Genomic DNA, 23,769 nt, shown 5'->3' with positions numbered 1-23,769 from the left:
TAGTGCATAAAAGGTATGAATAGTTTATCTCAAAAAAAGATTTTAGTCACTGGAGCCGATGGATTCATAGGATCTCATTTAGTAGAATATTTAGTGCAACAAGGCTATCAAGTAAAAGCGTTTTGTTTTTATAATTCTTTCAATTCTTGGGGTTGGTTGGATAGTTTAGATAAAGAGACAATACAAAAAATAGAAATCTTTATGGGCGATGTACGTGACCCCAATGGTGTGCGTGAAGCGATGAAAGATTGTCAAATCGTATTTCATTTAGCGGCATTAATTGCCATTCCGTTTAGTTATCATTCGCCAGATTCCTACATTGATACCAATGTGAAAGGAACCTTGAATATTTTACAAGCTGCCCGCGATTTTAATGTTGAACGAATTTTAATTACTTCTACTTCAGAAGTGTATGGCACAGCACAATATGTTCCGATAGACGAGAAGCATCCAAAACAACCTCAATCGCCTTATTCTGCATCCAAAATTGGAGCCGATGCCATAGCCGATTCCTTTTACAGAAGTTTTAATTTACCAATTACTATCGTTCGACCGTTTAATACCTTCGGTCCTCGACAATCGGCCAGAGCTTTTATTCCAACGATAATCACCCAATTATTAAATGGAAAAACAACTATTCAATTGGGCGATACCACTCCAACACGTGATTTGTTATTTGTACAAGATACCGTTCGTGCTTTTGAAGCCATTGCCAATTGTCCTGCTTTAATTGGACAGGAGGTGAATATAGCGACCAATTCTGAAATCACGATTCAAGCAGTAGCAGAAAAAATAATCAAAATAATCAATCCGAGTGCAAAAATTCAGTTAGATGAAGCTCGTTTACGTCCTGAGAAAAGTGAAGTCTTTAGATTGTTTGGCGATAATTCCAAATTAAAAGAATTGACCAATTGGGAATTAACCTATACTTTTGACCAAGGAATTCAAGAAACCATAGATTGGTTTGCGTCTCCTGATAATTTAAAAAATTATAAATCAGATCTATATACGCTTTAAAATATAAAGTAGAATAGCTCAGGCATTTTATGGTAAAATAGTAAAATCATGAATGAAACCGTTTTTTGTAGCGTGATTTTTCCAGCTAATCTTCCTTATTTTGAGGATTTTATTCGCTCTCTTGAAAATCAAACGGATACTGCCTTTACACTGCTTTTATTTAATGATGGCATCGCTGAGTTAGAAGACTATTTGAAAAATACTTCCCTAAACTATCAACTTGTCAAAATTCAAGGAAGTATTCCGCAAACCCGGACCTACGTTCTTTCTTTTCTAAAACACAGTCATTTTTCTAAAATTATTTTTGGTGATACCGATGATTATTTTTCAGAAAATAGAGTAGAAGTTTGTAAAAAATTATTAGAGGATTATGATATTGTCGCCAATGATTTGGTTTTAGTTTCACAAAACAAAACGGTTTTAGGTGATTTGTTTTGGAAAAACCGTAAAGAAGTAGCACAGCCCATAAATTTGGCTTCTATCACACATTACAATTTTTTAGGATTAGGCAACACTGCCATAAACCGAAACGTTTTGCCAGAGCAAATCTCGTTTAATTCCGATTTAATAGCCATTGATTGGTTTTTATTTTCAGTAATTTTACAGTCAGACGTAAAGGTGGTTTTTTCCTCTGAATCACACGTGTTTTACAGACAACATGACGCCAATAGTATAGGAAGAAAAACGATGACTTTTGCCGATTTTAAAAAAGGAATAACAATCAAATTAAATCATTATCGTACTTTAGCCTTACATAACCCAGATTTTAAAGTGCTAGCCAATCAATATGAAGCTTTTATGCCTCAATTGACAGCAGATTATTTTAATGAAATTAGTAAACAAAAAATTGAAAATCCCTTTTGGTGGGAAGAAATTCAACTATGAAAGTACAATTAACCCCTAATAAAGAAGTGTTTAACTTCTGTAATCCTTATATTATCGCTGAGATTGGTGCCAATCATAATGGCGACATGGATTTGGCAAAAAAAATGATTGACAGTGCTGTTGAATGTGGCTGTGACGCTGTGAAATTTCAATCATGGACACCTCAATCGTTAATTGCGAAAGAAGAATATGACCGAAATCAGTCTTATGACGATTCGGCTAAAAAGCATTTTGGCTCCTTAAAGGAAATGGTCGAAAAATATTATTTGCGTGATGAGCAGCACCTAGAGTTAAAGCAATATTGCGAGCATAAAGGTGTAGATTTTTGTTCCTCTCCTTTTTCAAAGGGAGAAGTGGATATGTTAGTCAAACTCGATGTCCCTTTTTTGAAAATTGCGTCCATGGACATTAACAACCTTCCTTTTTTGAAATATGCCGCCAAAACGATGAAACCCATTGTCGTTTCCACAGGAATGTCGAATATGGCAGAAATTGAAACAGCTGTAAAAACCATTCAAGCCGAAGGAAACAACCAAATTGTGTTGCTGCATTGCATTTCAATTTATCCACCAAAAGATAAGGATATTCATTTGCGAAACATCTCGATGTTGCAACAAACGTTTGACTTGCCTATTGGTTTTTCAGACCACTCTTTTGGAGCCTCGATTCCACTAGCTTCTGTAGCTTTGGGAGCGTGTATTATCGAAAAACACTTTACCTTAGACAAAGATTTACCCGGCTGGGACCACGAAATATCGGCAAATCCAGTGGAAATGAAAACCATTTGTGCGGATTCCAAAAAAATTGCCGCTGCTCTCGGAAATACATTCCGAGTGGTGTCAGAAGAGGAAGAACAGAAAAAAGCTAAATTTAGAAGAAGTATCGTTTCTGCAAAAAATTTAGAAAAAGGACATGTCTTAACGGAAGCTGATTTGAACTATAAAAGACCAGGGACTGGTATTCCGCCAAATGAATACCACTATTTGCTGGGAAGAAAACTGAATCAAGCCGTTGATGAAGATTTTTTATTTAATTGGAATAATTTTGAATAATGATTGTACTCATTCCAGCAAGAGGAGGTTCAAAAGGGCTGCCCGGTAAAAATATAAAATTACTGAACGGCAAACCCTTGATTGCCTATACCATTGAAACCGCATTACAGGCAAAAAGTGTGACGGCAGTTTATGTTTCAACCGATTGTGAGGAAATTGCAACTATTGCCAAAAACTATGGTGCGTTGGTTCCAGCATTGCGTCCAGCTCATTTGGCCACTGATTCGGCTTTAGCAATTGATTTGTATAACTACATGCTTTTAGAATGGGAAAAAAGCGGTTTAACTATGGATCATTTTGTGGTATTGCAACCTACTTCTCCTTTACGTAAAGCAATTCATATTGAAGAGGCAATTGCCCTCTTTTATGAAAAAAAGGCAGACTCAGTTATTTCATATACGCCAGAAGTGCATCCGATTTCTTGGCATAAATATATCCGAGAAGATTTAACTTTTGAGCCTATTTTTGATGATGAATTATCCAATCGACAAAGTTTAAAAACGAGTTATTATCCCAATGGCTCCATTTATATTTTTACTAAAAATTTGATTCAGCAAAATCGCTATTTTTCAGCCAAATCATTTGCTTATCTTATGGACAGAAAATATTCCATCGATATCGATTATCAAGAAGATTTTGATTATGCTGCTTTTTTATTAAGTAAATCAATCGCCTTATGAGTCAGTCTTTTAGAGTAAATATCAATCAACTTCGCTCTTTTGAAGATATCATCCGACAACTAGATGCGTTTGGTGTTGGTTTTCTGGCAGTAGTAAATGATGATGAAACCTTGTACGGTATTATTACCGATGGTGATATTCGAAAAGCATTGCTCAATCAAAAAAAAGCAGTTGAAGACATCATTAATACGAACCCGTTTACACTATCTTATCGCACACCTAAAAACCAAATTATTTCCTTTTTACAGGATAAAAGAAGGCTACACGTTCCGTTAATAGATGAAAATGGCGTTTTAAAAGAAGTTTTTTTACTCAATAATTTCGAGAAAGAAATTCTTCCCAATGCGGTAGTCATTATGGTGGGTGGCTTAGGTTCTCGTCTAGGCGAATTAACCAAAGAAGTGCCAAAACCAATGTTGCAAATAAAAGGGAAACCTATTTTGGAATATATTGTAGAATCATTTAAAAATCAGGGATTTGAAAATTTTATTTTTTGTGTCAATTATAAAAAAGAAATTATTCAAAATCATTTTGGAAACGGAAAATCACTAGGTATTTCGATTGAATATGTTGTGGAAGATAAACGTTTGGGAACTGCAGGAGCTTTGAGCTTAATAAAACCAGAGCGTTTGAAACATCCTTTTTTTGTGGTGAATGGCGATGTGATGACCAGTTTAGATTATCGGGCAATTTTAGAATTTTATACTTCACTTCAGGCCGATGCCGTAATGTGTACCAAAGAAATGAGCTATACCAATCCGTATGCTGAAGTAAAATACGACACGAACTACAATTTGTTATCACTTAAAGAAAAACCAACCTCTACTTTTGATATTAATTTAGGCATCTATATTTTGAATGAAAATGTGAGGCAATTGTTAATAGAAAACGACTATTTTGACATGCCTAATTTATTTGTGAAAGCAATGGATCAAAAAAAATGTGTAAAAATATATCAAGCCAACGATGATTGGATGGACATCGGATTACCGACCGATTACCAAAATCTGCAAAATGATTAAAACTCGTCTTGACATACAACAGTTTATACTTTCTCTAGAGCAACAATTTCCAGTAAATCAATGGAAAGTTGATTCTATCCATTTATGGCCACATCTAAGAATCAAACTTTTTTTTTATTTGATAACGACTATAGAAAAAAGTGAATTCACTCCCAATAAGCCAAAAAATAAACCTTTTTTAGAAAAATTAAAAGGAAAAGGAAGAACTTTAAAAGCCTTGTTCTCTTATTTTTCATGGATGAAAACCTTGACTAATAAAGAAATTATTTTTGTGGGGGCCGATGCTCATCGTGTTGATTATCGAAATGCACGATTTAATCGGTATTTTGATTGTATGATTGACCAATTTAATTTGGCAAAACAATCCATGTATTTAGAATATGGGCCTCATTCTCACAAACAATATAATTCTAATTTAATTTTTTCATTTTCAACAGCTTTAAAAGGCTTTTTATATCGCTATTCTGGTTCTACAAAAAAAGTGACGTTAGAAATTTCGGGTTATGAAGATTTTTTAGCTTATTTAAATCAAAACCCAATTTTTGATCAATTTTGTAAAAAATATTCAACAGCACAACTTGGCCAATGGGCAACGACTCAATTTTATCCAAAAGTGCTTTTTTTTGAAAAAGTAATGGCTAAAATTAAACCCAAACGAGTCTTAATCTTGTGTTATTATATTGAAGATATTTTTGCCTTAACTGCAGCCGCAAACCGAAAGAATATAATGACTATTGAAATGCAACACGGGCCGCAATCGATTGTGCACATGGCCTACAGCAGTTGGTTTTCATTGCCAGCAGAAGGCTACGATATGATTCCTAGAAACTTTTGGTGTTGGGATGAAAGCAGTAAAAATGTAATTGAAAAATGGACTTCAAAAAATAAGTTATATTCGGTTCAAGTAGTTGGAAATCCTTGGATTGACTATTGGAAAATAAAAGAAAATACTTTTCCAGAGAAAGATTTTATACTTTATTCTTTGCAACCAAGTCCGTTAACAATTGAACAACTTTTTCCAGAATCAATAATCAATTTTATAAAAGACAATCCAACGCATTGGTTTATCCGATTACATCCCAGACAGTTGAAAGAAATGGAGGCTATAACTAACTATTTAAAAAACAGTCAAATACTACATTTAGTAACGATTGAGTCGGCCACCAACGAACCGCTTCCCTTATTGCTGTCAAATGCTTTAGTACATATTACTCATTTTTCGGGAACTGCTATTGAAGCGTCTTTGTTTGATGTTCAAACGGTTTTACTCAATGAAATTGGTGTTTTTTCTTTCGAAGATTTAATTTCTGCACAAAAGGCTGTATATTTGAATAGTGGAGACGTAGCTTTTTATTCTAAATTAGAACAAATTTTAGAAAAGGCAAAGAACCGAACCCAAACGAAAATTGAACCCAAAAAAAGCCTAAACTTATTTAGTTAAAATGATTTTTTTTAATCGAATTTTATCCAAAATCAAATCACTTTTAGGAAGATTAAATTCCATTAGTTCAACTATTCATGTACCCAAACAAACTCGTGTAATTGGATCGGTTCTTCAAGGTGCAATAGTGCTCCAAGAACCGCATTCTATCGTGAACAGTAACCTAAAAGGAACGATTTCGATTGCTCAACATACCACTATTCAGGAAAGTAAATTAAAAGGAACCCTTACAATTGGGGCAAATAATAAAATTAATGGAGCTACGCTTTTGGGTGTGGTGACTACCGGTAAATTTACGTCGCTTTGGGGACCTAATTTAGATATTTATTCCAGTGTGGAAGCACCTGTTTTTATTGGTAATTTTTGTTCGATTGCACGGAATGTTACTTTTCAAACATTCAATCATAATTTTAAAAAACCGACAAGTTATTTTATTGGACAAAATTTTTTTAATGAAAAATGGAAAGATGAAAAAGTAACCAAAGGTGGAATCATCCTAAAAAACGATGTTTGGATAGGGACACATTCAGTTATATTAACCGGTGTCACTATTGAAAATGGAGCTGTTGTAGCCGCCAATAGTGTGGTCACAAAAGATGTTCCGGCCTATGCCATTGTCGCAGGAAGTCCAGCAAAAGTAATTGGGTATCGTTTTGACCCTACCTTAATAAAACAACTTGAAGAACTGGCATGGTGGGATTGGACTGAGGAGAAAATTGCCAAAAACAAAGCTTTTTTTCAAAATGAAATTTCGTCAGAAACGTTAACTCGCATCAACCATGAGTAACGGTTTAGTTTCCATTATTATCCCTGTTTTCAATCGAGAAAACTTGATTGCCGAAACCTTAATTAGTATTCAGAATCAAACGTATTCAAATTGGGAATGTATTGTGGTTGATGATGGTTCAACTGATGAGACTGTTGAAATTGTTACTTCTTTTGCGAAAAATGATCAGAGAATTACAGTAGTTCATCGACCAGTTGAATTGTCAAAAGGAGCCAATTCTTGTCGGAATTACGGATTTGAAAGGAGTTCAGGTGAATATGTCAATTGGTTTGATAGTGATGATGTAATGTTGCCTGATTTTCTTGAGAAAAAAGTAAATACTTTTACGCCAAATCTTGATTTTGTAATTGCTTCTGGCTATTATTGGGATGCAAACACAGATGAAAAAACGGTTTTAAAAATAGAACAAACGCCGAATTTGTATGAAGATTTTGCGATGTGGAAAATCAAAATTATTACAAACTCTGTTTTATTTAGAAAATCATTTCTCCAAAACAAACCGTTGTTTAATCCAAGGATGAAAAGAGGGCAGGAAGCCGAATATTTTACTCGTCTTTTTTTTGATTGTCAACCGAATCAATATCAAATTATTGCTCATTTCGGATTTCTGTATCGACAACATGAAGAAACCAAATCGAGTAAAAATGCAGTTTATAATAAGGGATATAAAGAATCGTTATTGTTTTTTCTATCCGAAAATTTCACACGAAGTGAGCAAATTAAGTCGGCTGTTTTATTAGATTTTTTTTATGATAAGTTGGTAAAACTCCTTTTTACAAGCAACAGCTACCAACATGATGAAGTAACCAAAGCCATCATCAATGATTTTTTTCCGAAATTAAAAAAGTATAATTATTTTAAGGCTCTTGAACTCATTCTTTTCAGTAAACTCATGGTAGTGATCAAAAAATCACCTTATATTTTAAGAAATAGATGGCTTAAATTTAAATTCAAATGGAATGGATAAATTGGTTTCTGTCATTATTCCAACTTTTAATCGAGCAGCTGTAATCATCGATACGCTCGAAAGTATTCGTAAACAAACCTATCCAAATTTTGAATGTTTAGTGGTTGACGATGGTTCTACCGATGATTCGACTAAAGTAATTACCGCCTTTTGTGAGAAGGATAATCGATTTCAGTTGTTCAGTCGACCTTCAAATAGAATGAAAGGACCAAATGCATGCCGAAACTATGGTTTTGAAAACGCAAAAGGTGATTTCATTTATTTTTTTGATAGTGATGATTTTTTAAAACCAACTGCATTAGAAAGTTATGTTGATGCTTTTCAGCAAACTACAGATGGTGTTTTAGCTCATGTAGAACGCGTTAATAAAAAATCCGGTGAACTACAAGATGTGAATCGAATTGAATCAGATAACCTGATTGAAGACTATTTTACGAATAAAGTGTGTTACTTTGTGTGTGGAATTTTATGGAAAAAATCTTTTTTAGACCAACAAACTGAACTTTTTGATGAAACGATTGGCAATCATGACGAATGGGATTTTAATTTGCGGATGATTTATGCTAATCCGATTATGATTCGATTACCACAAGTTTTGGTAACTTATTTTCAATATGACGATTCTTTTAAAAAAGAAATTCAAAAAGGAAATGATGTCGAATTAAATTCTGCTTTTCAAGCCCGCTTTAAACATTTGGCTTTATTGGAAAAAATGGATTCGCAAAATAAAGCCAAATTCACAAACCATATTGCCAACTATTATAAAAAAACCGTACGAAATAAACTGTTTGCGAAGCAAGACAATTGGTTTTCGTATTATCAAAAAGCGAGTCGACTTTATTTAAAATCAAATGCTTATCTTTCTTTTTTGAAATTATCTGGAGCAATTGTGTTCTTTAAATGTACTAAAAAAGGCTATTCTTTATTTGATTAATGCATCTCGTGGTTATTTTTTAACAAAAAGTACCACAATTTCGAAGGCATTTCAATAATAAAAATTATTTTTACCTTTTTGTTAAAATTTAAGTCACGTTTTATGCACCCTCAATCAAAAATACTTGTCATTGTGACCGTTTTTCCTTCGGTTACGGAGACATTTATTTTAAATCAAATTACTGATTTAATTGATCGAGGATTTGAGGTGACGGTGTTTACGTATATCCAACCCAAAAATCAAGTGGTTCATCAATTATTTCATGATTATCACTTAGAAAAGCAAACAGTAGCTCATTTTAAAAACTATTCTTCAAAACTAGAAGTGCTAAAAAAAGGCCTTGCTTTTTTTAGAAAATACCGAAAAAGAATTGATTTTGCTAAGTTTATTCCGCTATTAAATCCTTTTAAAATAAAGTCATCGATTCCAATTATAAAAAAGTACTACGATTTACCAATTTTACTTTTTAAAGATAATTTTGACGTAGTACATGCTCATTTTGGATACAACGGAAAAAAAGTTGCCGATGCGTACGCTTTGGGAATTTGTTCGTATCCAAAAGCAATTTTGTCTTTTCATGGTTCCGATTTAACGCCTTCTAAAGTGGACTATTATAAAAATTTATATCAAGGTGTTTTTAAGTCTTTTAATGATTTTACAGTGAATTCCCCTTATTTACTTGCTGTTTTAAAACAAGTAAATCCTATGATTGCGAACGCACACTTAATTCCAGTAGGGTTTAAACAATCGTATTTGCAGCAATTTTCAAACGTAGAAAAAGACAAATCTGCTTTTCATATTGTTTTTTGTGGCAGATTAATTAATTGGAAAGGACCAGACCGGGCTATCCGAATTTTAAAAAAACTACTGGATTCTGGACGAAATAAGTGTACTTTACACCTCATTGGAAACGGCGAAATGAAAGAAGAGTTACAAGCATTAGTAAAAACCTTACAACTAGAACAAGCTGTTGTTTTTTATGGAGCAATTTCACAAGAAAAAGTTTTTCAAACGATGGCCAGTTCCACTGTTTTTTTATTACCGGGAATTGTCGAAAAAATTACCGAACGTTCAGAAACTCAAGGCTTAGTTTTACAGGAAGCACAGTTTTTTAAATTGCCAGTTGTAACCGCCGATGTAGGAGGAATTAAATACGGAATGATACCTGATGAAACAGGTTTTTTGATAGAAGATAATACTGAAAACCGTTTTGTAGAGCAATTGATTTTATTGTATGATAGTCCAGAGTTGAGAACACAAATGGGAGAAAAAGGACATGAATTTGTTTTGCAAAATTTTGAGAGTAACGTTTTGGGAAGAAAAATGGAATCAATTTATAACTCTTTTTTTAATTAGGATTCAAATTAGTATTTTTGTCAATGAATGAGAGGGTAGCGACTATTTTGCGTAATTGACTAATTTATTTTTGTAATTACACTTGTTAATAGAGGATTTAATAAATAAAAATGACAAAAGTTAGTGTAATTGTTCCAATTTATAATGGTGAAAATTTTCTACCGTCTTTTGTAAATCATTTAAAAGAATTTACATTTCAAGACTTTGAAGTTATTTTTGTTGATAATAATTCCTCGGATAATTCCCTCGTTTTGTTAAAAACAATTCTAGCTGACTGTGCCTTTAACTATCTTATTTTATCAGAGTCAAAGCAAGGTGCTGGTCATGCAAGAAACCTCGGACTGTCTGTTGCCAAAGGAATTTATGTTACTTTTATTGATTGTGATGATTCCATTAGTAACACAAAATTAGAGGAGGACATCAAAATTATTGAGCAAAATGAAGTAGATTTCGTCTTATGCCGAACACAACGAATTTATACTGATGGTCGCACTATCAAACACCCACTGCCAAACGTTGAAGAAGGAATCGTTGAGCCGCCTCATTTGGGAATAATTTGGATTTCTAATTTTTTTAATTTACAAGGAACTGGAGCAATTTTAGCAAAAACAGAAGTTATCAACTATTTAGGAGGGTTCTATGCCTCAAAAACAGGAGAAGATGCTTTTTTATTTATAAGACTTGGCCTTTATGGAAGAGGTTTTTATTATAATAAAGTAAGCTTTTTTTATGTAAGGCATTCAAATTCAACAATTTCTAATAGGAATAAAGAAAAAAATGGTGTTTTACTTTCTTATTTTAATCTTCGAAAAAATTTGTATTCTGACGAGTTGGTTATGAATAATGTTCAAGCAATTCGTATTTTGAATAAGCAAATAAATTCTGATTTGTTTAGATTGCATCACTCGGGTTATGATGTTAATGAATTAATTGATGACGAAAGATTAAAGGATTTTAAGTTGAACTTTTTACTGTTTAATACCGTTAGTTTACTTATTAATAAAATGATACCCCATATCAAGTACAACCCATTTTTTTATGTATGGAGAAGAGTAAAGTAAAAATAGTTTTTAGTATTTCTAATTTTGACACCTCTGGAAGTGGGAAAGTGGTCTATGACCTAGCTAAATTTCTAGATCCTGCTAAATTTGAAGTTGAAATTGTTTGTAAAAATTCAAAAGGTTATTTTTTTAAAGAAGTTGAAGAATTGGCAAAGCCTGTCCACTTTATGCAATTCAATCAACCGTATCGACCTTATTTTAATTTATTATTTCGGATAAATCCATATCGGAAATTTATTAAAAATAAAGGTTACGACATTGTCCATTCTTGGTATTGGAGTAGTGATTGGACAGAAGCTTTAGCAGTTCGTTTAGCAGGAGCAAAATTTATTTATACTAAAAAGTCCATGTCTTGGGGTGGAGTTCATTGGAAAATTAAAAGCTTTCTCTCTAATTTTATCATAACGACCAATAAAGGAATGGATGTTTTTTTTCCATCAAAAGTAAATAAAATGATTATTCCTTTTGGAGTAGATACCAATCATCTTAAGCCAGTAAAAGACGATTCCAAACAAAAAAAGTATGCCTTTAAGATAATAACAGTTGCTAATTTGGTTCCTTTAAAATCGATTGAAGATATCATGAAAGCAATGCATCTGTTGGATAAAGAAGATATTGAATTCACTATATTAGGAGATCATCATAATGAATACGGCCACTATTTACAAGATTTGGCCAAAACCTTAAAGATACATCATCAAGTATTTTTTTTAGGAAAACAATTGGACATTAAACAATTTTTAAACGAAGCGGATTTATATATTATTCCTAGCCAACGCGAAGGTTTACCTGTGGCTTTACTCGAAGCAATGAGTATGGCCTTGCCCGTTCTAGGTTCTGATATTGACGGCATACGTTATGTGCTAGATGATTTTCCCGATTTACTTTTTGAGCAAGGAAATGAAAAAAAAATAGCAGAAAAAATACTGTATTTTTACAAGATGTCTCCCGAGGAAAGAAATGCGTTAGGTCAAACTATTCGGGCGTATTGTATTAAGCACTTTTCAATGGAAGTTTTTATCCAAAAACATGAAGAATTATATTTAAAAATTGTAAAAAAATAATGGAACTTGTTAAAACCGATATCATTCCCGCTAAGCCTTACTTTATTGGCGAAAAAAAAACAGTGGATTATGAAGCAATCTGTTTCTTTGCCGCTACAGGTTTTTTTTTAGATCAAGATTCCTATTTCAAAGAACAAAAAGTTTTAAAACCTGCCCATCACTATCAAATTGAAGAGGGAGTAATTCAATCTGCTAAACCCTATTTTAAATGGCATTATTCACCGATTGAAAGACCATTTGAACAAGTGGTTCAGGAATTTGCTACCTTATTTGAAACGATCACTGATGAACAAGTAGGCGATAAAAAAGTGATACTTGCTTTATCGGGTGGATTAGACAGCAGAACACAAGCAGCTGCTCTTCATTACTTAAAAAAAGACGTTCAAAGCTATAGCTATGAATTTGAGAATGGCTTTAATGAAACTTATTTTGCTAAGAAGATAGCTCAAGTTTGTCAGTTTCCATTACAAAAATGGATTATTCCAAAAGGCTATTTGTGGAAAAATATGGAAGAAATCGCAACAATCAATCAATGTTACTCAGAATTTACGCATCCCAGACAAGCCGCAGTATTAGATAAGCTTTCTAATTTAGGAGAGGTGTTTAGTCTTGGACATTGGGGCGATGTACTTTTTGATGACATGGGCGTAGACGACCAACTTCCATTTGACGAACAAGTAGATTTAATGGCTAAAAAAGTACTAAAAAAAGGCGGTCTAATTTTAGGTAAAAAGTTATGGAAATCATGGAATTTAGAAGGCGATTTTGAATCGTATGTGAAGCAAAGAATAACCGTTCTTCTTCAAGAAATTAATATTCCAACAAGTGCTAATGCTCAAATACGGGCTTTTAAAAGTTTATATTGGGCACCGAGATGGACTAGTGTAAATCTGGCCTATTTTGAAAAAGTAGCACCTCTAACGTTACCGTATTATGACAATCGTATGTGTGAATTTATTTGCACCGTTCCTGAAAAATATTTAGCAGGCAGACAAATTCAAATTGCTTATTTAAAAATGCGAAATCCCGCTTTGGCTAAAATTGCATGGCAAGATGCAAGACCTTTTAACTTGTATAATTACCATTGGAATAAAGAGCCGTGGAATTATCCATACCGGGCTTACCAAAAATTTAAAAATGAATTTTTAACTAAAAATAAAGTAGCCAATAATTATGAAAATCAATTTATGGGCGAACAGAATGATCAAATACTATCCGAATGGTTGTTTGATAAGGAAGAATTTAAACGTTTTATTGATCCAAAACTGACAAAAGAAATCTATGAACTCTTCAAAGGAAAAGAATTTTTAAAGTATTCGCATCCCGTCAGTATTTTATTAACGCTTTCGTTGTTTACCAAATTAAAAAAGGATGAAAGGGTTTAAAATAGCTATTTTTTCTGGAGAAATTCCGCCACCGACCTTTATTAATCGATTAATTAATGGGTTGGCAGCACAAATGGTTGAAATACTTTTAGTCGGGCATTTAAAAAAGAAAGTGTCCTATGCTTTTGCTAACATTAAAATAGTTGGCTATTCTGGGAAGATTAGTAAACTATGGATTTTTTTAAAATATACTGTTTTTTTGACGTTATATAAATCAAAAGACAAAAAGAAATTAGATGATTGGATAGCCGAAAACGCTCCGAATCAACGGCTTGCTAAAGTTCGTTTTTATCCTGTCTTATACCAACAACCTGCTATTTTTCATTTACAATGGGTAAAATCTATTGGCGACTGGATTTGGGTTAGGGATTTTAACATCAAATTAGTGGTTAGTTTACGAGGTTCGCATGTGAATTATACCCCAATATGCGAACCAAAATTCGCAAAAATATATCAAGAATATTTTCCACAAGTAGATGGCTTTCATGGAGTTTCAGCCAACATCATTTTAGAAGCTTCAAAATATAAGGCGAATACTAAAAATGCAAATGTAGTTTACAGCGGATTAAATCTAGAAAAATTTATATTCGAATCCAATAAAATTAAAACAAAACCGCTTCAGATTATTTCTGTGGGAAGAAGTCATTGGGTAAAAGGGTATCGCTTTGCATTGGATGCGATGCGGGTTTTAAAAGAGATGAATATTGAATTTTCTTATACCATTATTGGGGTGGAAGAAGAGGAAGAATTGCTTTTTCAAAGAGCTCAATTGGATTTAAAAAACGAAGTGGTTTTTGAAAAAACCTTGCCATTTCAAGTTGTTTTAGAACGAATTAAAGCAGCCAACATTTTGTTGCTTCCAAGTTTAGAAGAAGGTATAGCCAATGTGGTTTTAGAAGCAATGGCACTGGGAACTCTGGTGGTATCAACCAATTGTGGCGGAATGAATGAAGTGATTCAAAACCAAGAAAATGGGTTTTTAGTACCTACTCGAAACCCTCATGCAATAGCAGAAGCAATTGCAACTATTGAGGCATTAACTTCTAAGGAATATCAAGATATTGCAAAGAAGGCTCGAAAGAAAATAGAAGAAAATCATACCGAAGCACAAATGATTGATGGAATGCTAACGCTCTATAAACAAGTTTATGAAGCAGACTAATAAAGAACGTATCGGATTGGTTTTACCCAATATTCCTGCTTATTCTGAAACTTTTTTTAATTCTAAAATTAAAGGATTACAAGAAAATGGTTTTGAAGTGGTTTTATTTTCGAAATCCAAATCCAAATCCAACTATCCCAGTTGCAAAACAGTCATATCGCCCAACTTCGCAAAGCGTCCGTACCTAATTGTAGAATTTCTTTTTATTTTTTGGCAGTGCTTACTTCATTTTAAAAAAGCGTTTAAATTATTTAAATTAAATCGAAAAGAAAGCTCCTCTATTGCAAATTCAATTAAAAATGTTTTTATAAATAGTTATTTCTTTCCCCATAAACTCACCTGGTTGCATTTTGGATTTGGCACGATGGCCTTGCAAAGTGAGCTGGTCGCTGAAACCATTGGAGCCAAAATGGCCGTGAGTTTTAGAGGTTTTGATTTGTATATTTATCCCGAGAAAAATCCTAAATGTTATGCGTTGTTGTTTTCAAGAAAAGTATACTACCATGTTTTATCAGATGAAATGAAAGCAACCTTAATTCAAAACGGAATTTCATCGGATACCATTTTTAAAATTACACCTGCCATTGACATTCGTTTTTTTAAACCCATCGAGAATAAAAATAATCAGCTTACAAAGCAGTTTTTAACCATTGGACGTCTTCATTGGAAAAAAGGGATTGAATATACACTCGAAGCCTTTTCACTATTCAAACAACAAGGTATACCTTTTCATTATACGATTATTGGTGAAGGAATAGAAAAAGAAAAATTGATGTTTGCGGTACATCAATTAGAATTACAGGATTATGTTACCTTTACGGGGAAAATTTCGCCTTTAGAAGTAAGAAGTTATCTTGAAAATAATGATTTTTATGTTCAGTATAGTATCCAAGAAGGTTTTTGTAATGCCGTTTTAGAAGCACAAGCCATGGGATTACTTTGCTTAGTGAGTGATGCAGATGGACTAGCGGAGAACGTATTACACGAAAAAACAGGTTGGGTGATTCCAAAAAGAAACCCTCTTTTACTAGCTCAAAAAATGGCTGATGTAATGCATTTGGATGAAAAAATAACGCATGAAATGAAAACGAATGCAATGGAGCGAGTGCAACGAGAATTTAATTTAGAAAAACAAAATCAAGCTTTTAAGCTTTTTTACTCCTAATAATATACTTGTAATTCATGTTATTTAATTCCCTCGAATTTCTTGTATTTCTGCCTATCATCTTTGCATGGTATTGGATGTGGCAAAAACAAAAACTGTCTTTACAGAACGGCTTACTTTTGGTTGCGAGTTATTATTTCTATGCGTGTTGGGATTGGCGATTTTTGTTCTTGTTAATGTTCTCCACTGGTTTAGATTACTTGGCCGGTTTGATGATGCAAAAAGCAAAATCAGAAGCCTATCGCAAGTTTTGGTTTTGGCTCACCATTTCTGTAAATATTGGATTTTTAGGTGTTTTTAAATATTATAATTTCTTTATTGATTCGTTTGCAAATCTTCTACAGGATGTTGGTTTTCAAGCTCATTATTGGACTTTAAATGTTATTTTACCAGTTGGGATTTCATTTTATACCTTTCACGGACTTTCGTATGTAATTGATATTTATAAAAAACGGATTGAACCCGAGCATAACTTTGTAGAATATGCTTTATTTGTAAGTTATTTTCCGCTATTGGTTGCTGGGCCAATTGAACGAGCTACGCATTTGCTTCCTCAAATTAAACAGAAACGTAAATTTGAATGCCACAAAGCCATTCAAGGGGTTAAACAAATTATTTGGGGATTGTTTAAAAAAGTGGTGGTGGCCGATAATTGTGCTTTTTTTGTGAATCAGATTTTTAATAATGCTAATGGCTATAGTGCGGCAGAACTTTGGCTGGGTAGTATTTTATTTGCGTTTCAAATTTATGGTGATTTTAGTGGCTATTCTGATATTGCATTGGGAACCTCAAAATTATTTGGTATCGATTTATTGCGAAATTTCAATTTTCCCTATTTTTCAAAAGATATAGCCGATTTTTGGCGACGTTGGCATATTTCACTATCTACTTGGTTTAGAGATTATTTGTATATTCCGTTAGGAGGTAGTAGAGGAGCAAAATGGCAAAGTATTCGCAATACGTTTATCATCTTTTTGGTGAGTGGTTTTTGGCACGGAGCAAATTGGACTTTTATTATCTGGGGATTAATTCACGCTTTACTGTTTATGCCGTTATTGCTTTCAAATTCGAATAGAAGTTCTCTTAAAAATGAACATTATAGTTATAAAGATTTTCCGAAAATCGGCATTACGTTTATTTTTGTTTGCTTAGCTTGGGTGTTTTTTAGAGCAGATAATTTATCAGAAGCTTGGACCTATATTCTTGGAATGTTTGATTTTACGCGGTTTGATATTTCTTTATTTTATAAGAATGCCAATTACACGCTGATTTCTTTATTATGTCTAACTTCGATTTGCTGGCTTGTTTTTACAGAATGGCAAAATGTAAAGAAAAATAACTATGAAATTCAATTGTCAAAACTGAATTTATTTATTTTAATATTGATGATATTTTTCATGGGAGCTTTTAAAAATCAACTAAGTTTTATTTATTTTCAATTTTAGATGAAAAAGTTTTTAAAAACATTAGCAATTTATGGTTTTAGCACGTTTATAGTGCTAAATCTACTTGCTTATTTATCTCTTTACTCACTTGAAAAATCTTATTTCTACAAACAACAATTTGTCAAAAACGGGATTACTGAAAAAGAATTTGATTATGTGATTTTAGGCTCAAGCACGGGGTTAACGACCTTAGACTCTAAACAAATTGACTCTATTTCTGGGTTAACGGGATTTAATATCAGCATGGACGATTCTGGATTGAGTGCACATTACTTAATGTTACAGCAGTTTTATAGCTTCGGATATCAAACAAAGGAACTTGTGCTATGTGTCATGCCCGAAGATTTGTCTAATCTCAACCCAGTCATTAACGGAAATGATTATCGCTTTTTGCCTCATAGTTCAGACGAAAATGTAAAACAGTATTTTAGGGAAATGGATGGAAAAAATAAATGGATTTATCAAGCTACACCGTATGTTCCGATAATAGGCGTGAGTTATTTTAATACAGAATTGTTTTATCCAGGCGTTCTAGCAACGTTAAAACCCAAACAAAGAAATTTATTTGATGACAGAGGAAATTTTAGCTATCCAGAAAACCAGAATTCTTCCAAAAGTTTAAAACAACTTACTAATAAAACCAAAAAGGTAAACATTGTAAACCCTTATTTCATTAAAATTGTCGAGTTTTGTAAACGGAATACGATACAATTAACGGTCTATCAGTCGCCCGTTTACGGCGTAACGCTTGATTATGACTCCAATTTAAATTTAATTAATCATGCTTCCTTGTTTAATGAAGCTTCTTTGTTTTATGATAAGATTCATGTCAATCGAAAAGGAAGAGCAATTTGTTCTCGTGAAATGGGAGCTTATTTTTTAACACAACGCCAAAATAAATAGTGAAATCTTATGATTTTTAATTTTATAAAATATCATTCACCGATTTGGTATTTTAACTTAAAACCAACGAAAGACTATGGTTATTTTCCCACAGAGAATCAACTAGAACAGGCTGGTTTTAACTTGAAAATTGACCATCGCTATTTGTCAAATGAAAGTAAGATTCGCGATTTGTCATGGAACGCTTTTCAATCGGGTTTTATCAACAAAGAGTATGAAGCAGGTGTTGATATTTGGCAAAAAGTTAATCTGCCAATCGAAGATGAATATTTGTTTTTAAGAAAAAATTATCATTCGGCTTGGGTTATTTATACTTTAATAATTCGTTTGTTTACTTTTCATAATCCTTTTAAAGAAGTAAAGGCTTTTTTTAAAAATACCAAAGTAAAACGAGAAGATTATTCAACACAAGTATTTGAAGTTCAAAATTATAAAGATTTTAAAAGTGATTTGATAAACGAAAATCCTTTAATTTCAGTTGTAATTCCAACCTTAAATCGGTATCAATACCTAAAAGATGTTTTTAAGGATTTAGAGAATCAAACCTATAAAAATTTCGAAGTTATTGTAGTCGATCAAACAGAACCTTTTCAAGAAGATTTTTATAAAGAATGGAAATTTGATTTGATCTATTGGTTTCAACCTGAAAAAGCCTTGTGGAAAGCAAGAAATGAAGCAATAAAATCAGCCAAAGGAGATTATGTTTTATTATATGACGATGATTCATTAGTAGATTCTAATTGGATTGAAGAACATTTAAAATGTTTAGATTATTTTCAAGCCGATTTATCTTCAGGCGTATCGCTTAGCGTAGTGGGAGCAGAAATTCCAAAGCATTACAGCTATTTTCGATGGAGTGATCAGTTAGATACGGGGAACGTATTGTTAAAAAAAGAAATTTTCTATAAAATTGGTTTTTTTGATTTGCAATTTGAAAAACAACGAATGGGAGATGGCGAATATGGTTTACGCTGTTACTTGAATGGCTTTAAAAATATTTCCAATTACAAAGCAAAACGCATTCATCTTAAAGTGAGTCAAGGTGGTTTACGCCAAATGGGAAGTTGGGATGGATGGCGACCTAAAAAATTATTTGGACCAAGGCCTGTGCCTAGTGTTTTATATCTTTCAAGAAAGTATTTCGGAAATTCCATTACAAGATATTTGCTGGCTAAAGAAATTATACCATCCTTAGTCCCTTATAAATACAAAGGAAGTAAAGTAGGGAAAGTGGTAATCTTTCTACTCACCTTATTTGTTTTACCCTTAGTTTTTATTCAAGTTTACTTGTCGTGGAACGCTGCTTCTAAAATGCTAAAATCACAAAAGCCATGATAGAGCAAGTCATTTTTTTTAAGCAGGATGTTATACGAATGTTAGGAAAAAATAAATTTCGCATTCTGTTTATTTGGCTGAGTAGGGCTTTTATAGGTTGTTTTTACTATCGATTTGAGCGTGGAATGTTTCTTGCTTTGGGTCGGTTTTATAGCGTACTGAGAGTGTTGTTTTACCCGTTTTTTACGCTTGTTCAGGTTTATACAAATATGGACATTCATTATAAAGCAAACATTCAAGGAGGTTTATTGGTGTTGCATCCAGCAGTTGGAATTGTCATCTCAGCTAAAGCTACTATTGGTAAAAACTTGACTTTGGTTGGGGGTAATGTTATTGGTTTTGGTTCAGGAGAAAAACAAGAATTTCGAATTGGGAATAACTGTAGCTTAGGAGCTAATGCCGTAGTTATTGGCCCTTTAGTTTTAGCAGATAATATCAAAATTGGAGCATCGGCTTGTGTCGTTAAAAGTTGTGATTTAAAAGGAGCTGTTTTAGTAGGGGTTCCCGCAAAACCATTAAAATCTTAATGTGATGAGGATTATTCAAGTTATTGATACCTTAAATGTTGGCGGAGCTGAAAAAGTTTTTGTCGACATGAGTAATATTCTTTTTGAAAACCAGCAAGATATCAATGTGTTATTTTTGTTAGAAGGTGGCGAATTACAATCAGAATTAAAAGAAGAAATAACTTTCCATGAACTTAAACGAGAGAAAAAATGGAGTTTAAAAAAAATAAAAGAATGCAGCCAAATCTTACAAACATTTGATTTAATTCACTGCCATTTTAGGCACGTTTATCGTTACATTACCTTAGTGAAGCTGCTTTTTCCCTTTAAAGGGAAAGTGATTCTACACGATCATTACGGCTCTATTGAGGTGGATCAAAAAAAGCCTTTTTTATTTTCTTCCTTTTTTAAACCCAAGTATTATATTGGAGTGAGTAAAACACTAACAAAATGGGCAGAAAAGACGCTTTCTGTTTCTTCAAAAAATATTTTTTTACTTGAAAATATTAGTATTAAAAGTACGATAAAAGCACCGCAAATGAAGCAGTATGATTTTATACTTGTTTCAAATATTAAACCAATAAAGAATAATTTATTTGCAGTTCAGTTGGCCCAAAAAATGAATAAAAAATTATTGTTAGTGGGACAAAATCAAGATCCAGGTTATTATGAGCATATAAAACAAACTATAACAGACAAAGTTGAAATCGAAACGACCATTTCAAATGCACAAAGTGTCATGCATTGGGCTAATTTTGGATTACATACTTCGGTGTCAGAAACTGGCCCTTTGGTTTTGATTGAATATTTAGCACATGGATTACCTTTTTTGGCTTATGAAACAGGAGAAGTAGCCCAACGTCTAAAAAAAGACTTCCCGCTTTTCTTTATCGATAATTTTGATTTAGAACAATGGCAAGAAAGAATTCAGAAAATCAAGGAAATGCCAGTTGATTATGCTAAATTTGACAACATTTTCGAAAAGGAATTTGGCCAGCAAAACTATTATCAAAAATTAGAAGCTATTTATTTATGTATTCATCAAAAAAACTAACGGTTATTTCTGATACGGCAATGTTTCAAAATGAAAGTGGTCTTTTTGCTTTTGGTCCCGTGGTCCGTGAATTGGAATATATTGCTCCTTTTTTTGAAGAAATTACCTGGGTCGGATTTGAACAGATAGACAAAGAAGGTGATTTGTCTATGAAGAAAATAGAATCTGACAAGATTAAAATTGTTCTTTTAAAAAGTGTTGGTGGTAAAGGTTTTTTAGCTTTTTTTAAAATTTTAATAAACTATCCTGTCATGTTTTTTGTGATAGTAAAAAGCATACGAAAAGCAAATATTATCCACACAAGAGCTCCTTCTCATCCGGCTTTAATTGCTTTTTTGGTTTCATTTTTCATGAAGAAAAATAAAATTTGGTGGAATAAATATGCGGGCGATTGGGGTCAATTAAAACCCTCTTTAGCTTATAAATTTCAAAGAGCCATTTTAAAAAGGATGTCTTTCTCCAAAGTTACTATTAACGGTTTTTGGCCTGACCAAGAAAAACATTGTTTTTCTTTTGAAAACCCTTGTTTAACCAATGAAGATATACAAATAGGTAAGGAGATTGCCGATGGAAAAGTATTTTTGCCTCCTTATACATTTGCCTTTGTAGGTAGATTTGATGACGTAAAAGGTGTTTCAACCCTTTTAAATGCGTTAAAAACAATACCGAGTGAACTAATTGATAAAATTCATTTAATTGGAGATGGGCCTAAAACAGCAATTTATAAATCGGAAGCGATAGAACTCGGACCGAAAGCAATTTTTCATGGTCAATTGGAAAAATTAAAGTTACACGAATTAATCGCAGAAGCACATTTTTTTCTTTTACCTAGTAAAGCAGAAGGTTTTCCAAAAGTAGTGGCAGAGGCGGCTTGTTACGGAGTAATCCCAATTGTATCCAATGTGGGAAGTATAGAACATTATATCAATAAGACGAATGGCTTTGTGTGGAATATTAATAATAAGGCAATTAGTTATGAAGAAGTGCTCAAGCAAGCTATTTTAACAAACACAAAAGAATTAGACAAAATGTCTACTGAAATATTAAAAATCGCTGTATTGTTTACGTTTGAAAATTATTTAAGAAAGATAAATCAATACATTTTAAATTAATAATTCATTGGATAAAGTTGCTCAAATAGATTTATTGGATAAAAATGTCGTCCCAAAAACGCATTTTTCTTTTATGGTAAGAGACAACACTTATTTTGTATTGGTTTTACTAATGATTTTTTCCTATTTCTATAATTTGCCAGTGATTAGTTATAGCATCAAAGGAGATAATGAATTCCGTTTATATGATATTGTAGGCGTTTTTATTATGTTTGTTTTTGTTGCAAACTTTAAGTTTTTCTATTATATCATTACAAAAGTTAAAGTGTTTAAGTGGTTTTTCTATTTTGCTCTTTGGTGTACGTTAACAATTTTGGTCACGTTGTTTTTTAGTATTTTTAAAGATAATATAAACGCTTTTATTCAATCTGTTTTATATCTATTTCACCTTTGGGTGTTTTTTGTCACTGCTTTGATGTTTTTTATTATCAGTTTTAATCGAAATAAGTTAAACATATTTGTGCTCTTTATTTTAGTATTGTCCGTAATTTCATCCATCCTTATTATTATGCAAAACTTTGGTTTTGTTCCTTTTTTGTGGAATGCGACTTATAAAGCTGGATATGCTGGATTTCTATCAGGTACTTTGGGACCAAACAAAATTATAACAGGAATGTATTCTCTGATGATGGCTGCATTTGCCATTGGTTTGTTGAATAATAAAAAATCAGGTATAAATAAACTTTTTTTAATTTTTGTTGTATTTATTAATTTATATGTGCTTTTACTATCGGGCTCAAGAACCAGTTATGTTGGGTTAATTATATTTTTCGCTTTTTTCGCTTTTTTTAAAACGAGTCGATTTGTCTTTTTCGCTACGTTAGCTGGATTCGTTTTTGCTTTTTTGATTGTGACTAATGATACCTTGTATTCTAAAATTGACGATGTTATTAGTAATAGAGTTGTTTCAAAAGTAGAAAATGAAGAAGATTTACAAAATGCCAATGTAGGAAAATTATACGAAGACCTAGGAGCGGGAAGAGATAACATTTCAATTGGTTATATAAAATTCATATTAAACAATCCTGAAATAATTCCTTTCGGCCTTGGTTTTAATAACCGGCTAACCAGAGCAATTGCTGCTCACAATATGTATTTAACAACAATTAAAGAATTGGGGATTGTGGGTTTCGTCCTGTATTTTGGTTGGCTTATCCAATACCTTTTAATTCCTTTTAAGAAATACGGTGGGAATGAATTAGCTATTAAAGGTCTTGCCTTGTCTATGTTGGTTACACTTTATTTTGGAGAACATTTATATATTTATCGTCCCTTGTTTGCTACATTAGGAATGTTCTTATTAGTGATGACTGCTTTAATGTCTTACCTACATGATAACGAAGTTGATACTAAAAACACGAATTAATTATATTAAATTCTAAAATTATCAAAACAAACTATTTCTTTTTTCTTTAATTAATTGTTTATACTTTTGA

General features: G+C 32.5%; 22 protein-coding genes. All 22 read left to right on the top strand.

Annotated elements, in window-relative coordinates; all coding sequences use genetic code 11:
* Positions 1-15 precede the first annotated feature (15 nt).
* Positions 16-1,017 (top strand): NAD-dependent 4,6-dehydratase LegB, encoded by a 1,002-nt coding sequence (locus PHR76_RS07880; RefSeq protein WP_300060638.1) that lies wholly within the window; start codon positions 16-18, stop codon positions 1,015-1,017.
* A gap of 48 nt (positions 1,018-1,065) precedes the next feature.
* Positions 1,066-1,902: a hypothetical protein gene (locus tag PHR76_RS07875; protein WP_300060635.1), complete on the top strand. Its 837-nt coding sequence runs from the start codon at positions 1,066-1,068 to the stop codon at positions 1,900-1,902.
* Positions 1,899-2,954, top strand: a complete 1,056-nt coding sequence (locus tag PHR76_RS07870; protein ID WP_300060633.1) for an N-acetylneuraminate synthase family protein — start codon at positions 1,899-1,901, stop codon at positions 2,952-2,954. Before PHR76_RS07875 ends, PHR76_RS07870 begins: the two co-directional genes overlap by 4 nt.
* The gene (locus tag PHR76_RS07865) at positions 2,954-3,634 is read left to right on the top strand and encodes an acylneuraminate cytidylyltransferase family protein (RefSeq protein WP_300060630.1); all 681 of its coding nucleotides are present in this window, start codon (positions 2,954-2,956) and stop codon (positions 3,632-3,634) included. The genes PHR76_RS07870 and PHR76_RS07865 overlap by 1 nt, the downstream gene beginning before the upstream one ends.
* Complete coding sequence (locus PHR76_RS07860; RefSeq protein WP_300060627.1) at positions 3,631-4,656, top strand: nucleotidyltransferase family protein; 1,026 nt, start codon at positions 3,631-3,633, stop codon at positions 4,654-4,656. Before PHR76_RS07865 ends, PHR76_RS07860 begins: the two co-directional genes overlap by 4 nt.
* Positions 4,649-6,097, top strand: coding sequence for a hypothetical protein (locus PHR76_RS07855; protein WP_300060624.1), 1,449 nt, complete (start codon positions 4,649-4,651; stop codon positions 6,095-6,097). Before PHR76_RS07860 ends, PHR76_RS07855 begins: the two co-directional genes overlap by 8 nt.
* A gap of 1 nt (position 6,098) precedes the next feature.
* The gene (locus PHR76_RS07850) at positions 6,099-6,884 is read left to right on the top strand and encodes a CatB-related O-acetyltransferase (protein WP_300060621.1); all 786 of its coding nucleotides are present in this window, start codon (positions 6,099-6,101) and stop codon (positions 6,882-6,884) included.
* On the top strand, positions 6,877-7,851 hold the full coding sequence (locus tag PHR76_RS07845; RefSeq protein WP_300060618.1) for a glycosyltransferase family 2 protein: 975 nt from the start codon (positions 6,877-6,879) through the stop codon (positions 7,849-7,851). Before PHR76_RS07850 ends, PHR76_RS07845 begins: the two co-directional genes overlap by 8 nt.
* The gene (locus PHR76_RS07840) at positions 7,844-8,785 is read left to right on the top strand and encodes a glycosyltransferase family 2 protein (RefSeq protein ID WP_300060615.1); all 942 of its coding nucleotides are present in this window, start codon (positions 7,844-7,846) and stop codon (positions 8,783-8,785) included. Before PHR76_RS07845 ends, PHR76_RS07840 begins: the two co-directional genes overlap by 8 nt.
* Before the next feature lie 102 nt (positions 8,786-8,887).
* Positions 8,888-10,141, top strand: a complete 1,254-nt coding sequence (locus PHR76_RS07835) for a glycosyltransferase family 4 protein (RefSeq protein ID WP_300060612.1) — start codon at positions 8,888-8,890, stop codon at positions 10,139-10,141.
* A gap of 110 nt (positions 10,142-10,251) precedes the next feature.
* Complete coding sequence (locus PHR76_RS07830; protein ID WP_300060609.1) at positions 10,252-11,202, top strand: glycosyltransferase; 951 nt, start codon at positions 10,252-10,254, stop codon at positions 11,200-11,202.
* Complete coding sequence (locus PHR76_RS07825) at positions 11,184-12,266, top strand: glycosyltransferase (protein WP_300060606.1); 1,083 nt, start codon at positions 11,184-11,186, stop codon at positions 12,264-12,266. Before PHR76_RS07830 ends, PHR76_RS07825 begins: the two co-directional genes overlap by 19 nt.
* Positions 12,266-13,651, top strand: coding sequence for an asparagine synthase-related protein (locus PHR76_RS07820; RefSeq protein WP_300060603.1), 1,386 nt, complete (start codon positions 12,266-12,268; stop codon positions 13,649-13,651). Before PHR76_RS07825 ends, PHR76_RS07820 begins: the two co-directional genes overlap by 1 nt.
* Positions 13,638-14,813 carry a glycosyltransferase family 4 protein gene (locus PHR76_RS07815; protein WP_300060600.1) on the top strand — a complete coding sequence of 392 codons (1,176 nt, stop codon included), beginning with the start codon at positions 13,638-13,640 and terminating at the stop codon, positions 14,811-14,813. Before PHR76_RS07820 ends, PHR76_RS07815 begins: the two co-directional genes overlap by 14 nt.
* Positions 14,800-15,978, top strand: coding sequence for a glycosyltransferase (locus tag PHR76_RS07810; protein WP_300060597.1), 1,179 nt, complete (start codon positions 14,800-14,802; stop codon positions 15,976-15,978). The genes PHR76_RS07815 and PHR76_RS07810 overlap by 14 nt, the downstream gene beginning before the upstream one ends.
* Positions 15,979-15,995: 17 nt before the next feature.
* Entirely contained in the window at positions 15,996-17,423 is a 1,428-nt protein-coding gene (locus tag PHR76_RS07805) for an MBOAT family O-acyltransferase (RefSeq protein WP_300060594.1), read from the top strand.
* On the top strand, positions 17,424-18,326 hold the full coding sequence (locus PHR76_RS07800) for a hypothetical protein (RefSeq protein ID WP_300060591.1): 903 nt from the start codon (positions 17,424-17,426) through the stop codon (positions 18,324-18,326).
* Between the two features lie 9 nt (positions 18,327-18,335).
* Positions 18,336-19,661, top strand: a complete 1,326-nt coding sequence (locus PHR76_RS07795; protein WP_300060588.1) for a glycosyltransferase family A protein — start codon at positions 18,336-18,338, stop codon at positions 19,659-19,661.
* Positions 19,662-19,870: 209 nt separating this feature from the next.
* Positions 19,871-20,188 (top strand): hypothetical protein, encoded by a 318-nt coding sequence (locus tag PHR76_RS07790; protein ID WP_300060585.1) that lies wholly within the window; start codon positions 19,871-19,873, stop codon positions 20,186-20,188.
* A 4-nt stretch (positions 20,189-20,192) separates the two neighbouring features.
* The gene (locus PHR76_RS07785; RefSeq protein ID WP_300060583.1) at positions 20,193-21,221 is read left to right on the top strand and encodes a glycosyltransferase; all 1,029 of its coding nucleotides are present in this window, start codon (positions 20,193-20,195) and stop codon (positions 21,219-21,221) included.
* Positions 21,200-22,333 carry a glycosyltransferase gene (locus PHR76_RS07780; RefSeq protein ID WP_300060580.1) on the top strand — a complete coding sequence of 378 codons (1,134 nt, stop codon included), beginning with the start codon at positions 21,200-21,202 and terminating at the stop codon, positions 22,331-22,333. Before PHR76_RS07785 ends, PHR76_RS07780 begins: the two co-directional genes overlap by 22 nt.
* Before the next feature lie 7 nt (positions 22,334-22,340).
* A complete protein-coding gene (locus tag PHR76_RS07775; protein ID WP_300060576.1) occupies positions 22,341-23,699 on the top strand; it encodes an O-antigen ligase family protein in 1,359 nt (452 codons plus the stop codon).
* The last annotated feature ends 70 nt before the right edge of the window (positions 23,700-23,769 follow it).

The sequence above is a fragment of the Flavobacterium sp. genome (genome assembly GCF_028689845.1).
Lineage (GTDB): Bacteria > Bacteroidota > Bacteroidia > Flavobacteriales > Flavobacteriaceae > Flavobacterium.
Note: the sequence above shows the minus strand (reverse complement) of the source record. Positions and strands in the feature narration are given on the sequence as shown.

What these genes read in the sequence shown, in the direction of transcription:
- PHR76_RS07795 (WP_300060588.1), top strand. Translation starts at nt 18,336, where the DNA reads ATGATTTTTAATTTTATAAAATATCATTCACCGATTTGGTATTTTAAC.
- PHR76_RS07860 (WP_300060627.1), top strand. Translation starts at nt 3,631, where the DNA reads ATGAGTCAGTCTTTTAGAGTAAATATCAATCAACTTCGCTCTTTTGAA.
- PHR76_RS07880 (WP_300060638.1), top strand. Translation starts at nt 16, where the DNA reads ATGAATAGTTTATCTCAAAAAAAGATTTTAGTCACTGGAGCCGATGGA.
- PHR76_RS07870 (WP_300060633.1), top strand. Translation starts at nt 1,899, where the DNA reads ATGAAAGTACAATTAACCCCTAATAAAGAAGTGTTTAACTTCTGTAAT.
- PHR76_RS07830 (WP_300060609.1), top strand. Translation starts at nt 10,252, where the DNA reads ATGACAAAAGTTAGTGTAATTGTTCCAATTTATAATGGTGAAAATTTT.
- PHR76_RS07845 (WP_300060618.1), top strand. Translation starts at nt 6,877, where the DNA reads ATGAGTAACGGTTTAGTTTCCATTATTATCCCTGTTTTCAATCGAGAA.
- PHR76_RS07780 (WP_300060580.1), top strand. Translation starts at nt 21,200, where the DNA reads ATGTATTCATCAAAAAAACTAACGGTTATTTCTGATACGGCAATGTTT.
- PHR76_RS07790 (WP_300060585.1), top strand. Translation starts at nt 19,871, where the DNA reads ATGGACATTCATTATAAAGCAAACATTCAAGGAGGTTTATTGGTGTTG.
- PHR76_RS07855 (WP_300060624.1), top strand. Translation starts at nt 4,649, where the DNA reads ATGATTAAAACTCGTCTTGACATACAACAGTTTATACTTTCTCTAGAG.
- PHR76_RS07865 (WP_300060630.1), top strand. Translation starts at nt 2,954, where the DNA reads ATGATTGTACTCATTCCAGCAAGAGGAGGTTCAAAAGGGCTGCCCGGT.
- PHR76_RS07820 (WP_300060603.1), top strand. Translation starts at nt 12,266, where the DNA reads ATGGAACTTGTTAAAACCGATATCATTCCCGCTAAGCCTTACTTTATT.
- PHR76_RS07815 (WP_300060600.1), top strand. Translation starts at nt 13,638, where the DNA reads ATGAAAGGGTTTAAAATAGCTATTTTTTCTGGAGAAATTCCGCCACCG.
- PHR76_RS07850 (WP_300060621.1), top strand. Translation starts at nt 6,099, where the DNA reads ATGATTTTTTTTAATCGAATTTTATCCAAAATCAAATCACTTTTAGGA.
- PHR76_RS07840 (WP_300060615.1), top strand. Translation starts at nt 7,844, where the DNA reads ATGGATAAATTGGTTTCTGTCATTATTCCAACTTTTAATCGAGCAGCT.
- PHR76_RS07810 (WP_300060597.1), top strand. Translation starts at nt 14,800, where the DNA reads ATGAAGCAGACTAATAAAGAACGTATCGGATTGGTTTTACCCAATATT.
- PHR76_RS07805 (WP_300060594.1), top strand. Translation starts at nt 15,996, where the DNA reads ATGTTATTTAATTCCCTCGAATTTCTTGTATTTCTGCCTATCATCTTT.
- PHR76_RS07785 (WP_300060583.1), top strand. Translation starts at nt 20,193, where the DNA reads ATGAGGATTATTCAAGTTATTGATACCTTAAATGTTGGCGGAGCTGAA.
- PHR76_RS07800 (WP_300060591.1), top strand. Translation starts at nt 17,424, where the DNA reads ATGAAAAAGTTTTTAAAAACATTAGCAATTTATGGTTTTAGCACGTTT.
- PHR76_RS07825 (WP_300060606.1), top strand. Translation starts at nt 11,184, where the DNA reads ATGGAGAAGAGTAAAGTAAAAATAGTTTTTAGTATTTCTAATTTTGAC.
- PHR76_RS07875 (WP_300060635.1), top strand. Translation starts at nt 1,066, where the DNA reads ATGAATGAAACCGTTTTTTGTAGCGTGATTTTTCCAGCTAATCTTCCT.
- PHR76_RS07835 (WP_300060612.1), top strand. Translation starts at nt 8,888, where the DNA reads ATGCACCCTCAATCAAAAATACTTGTCATTGTGACCGTTTTTCCTTCG.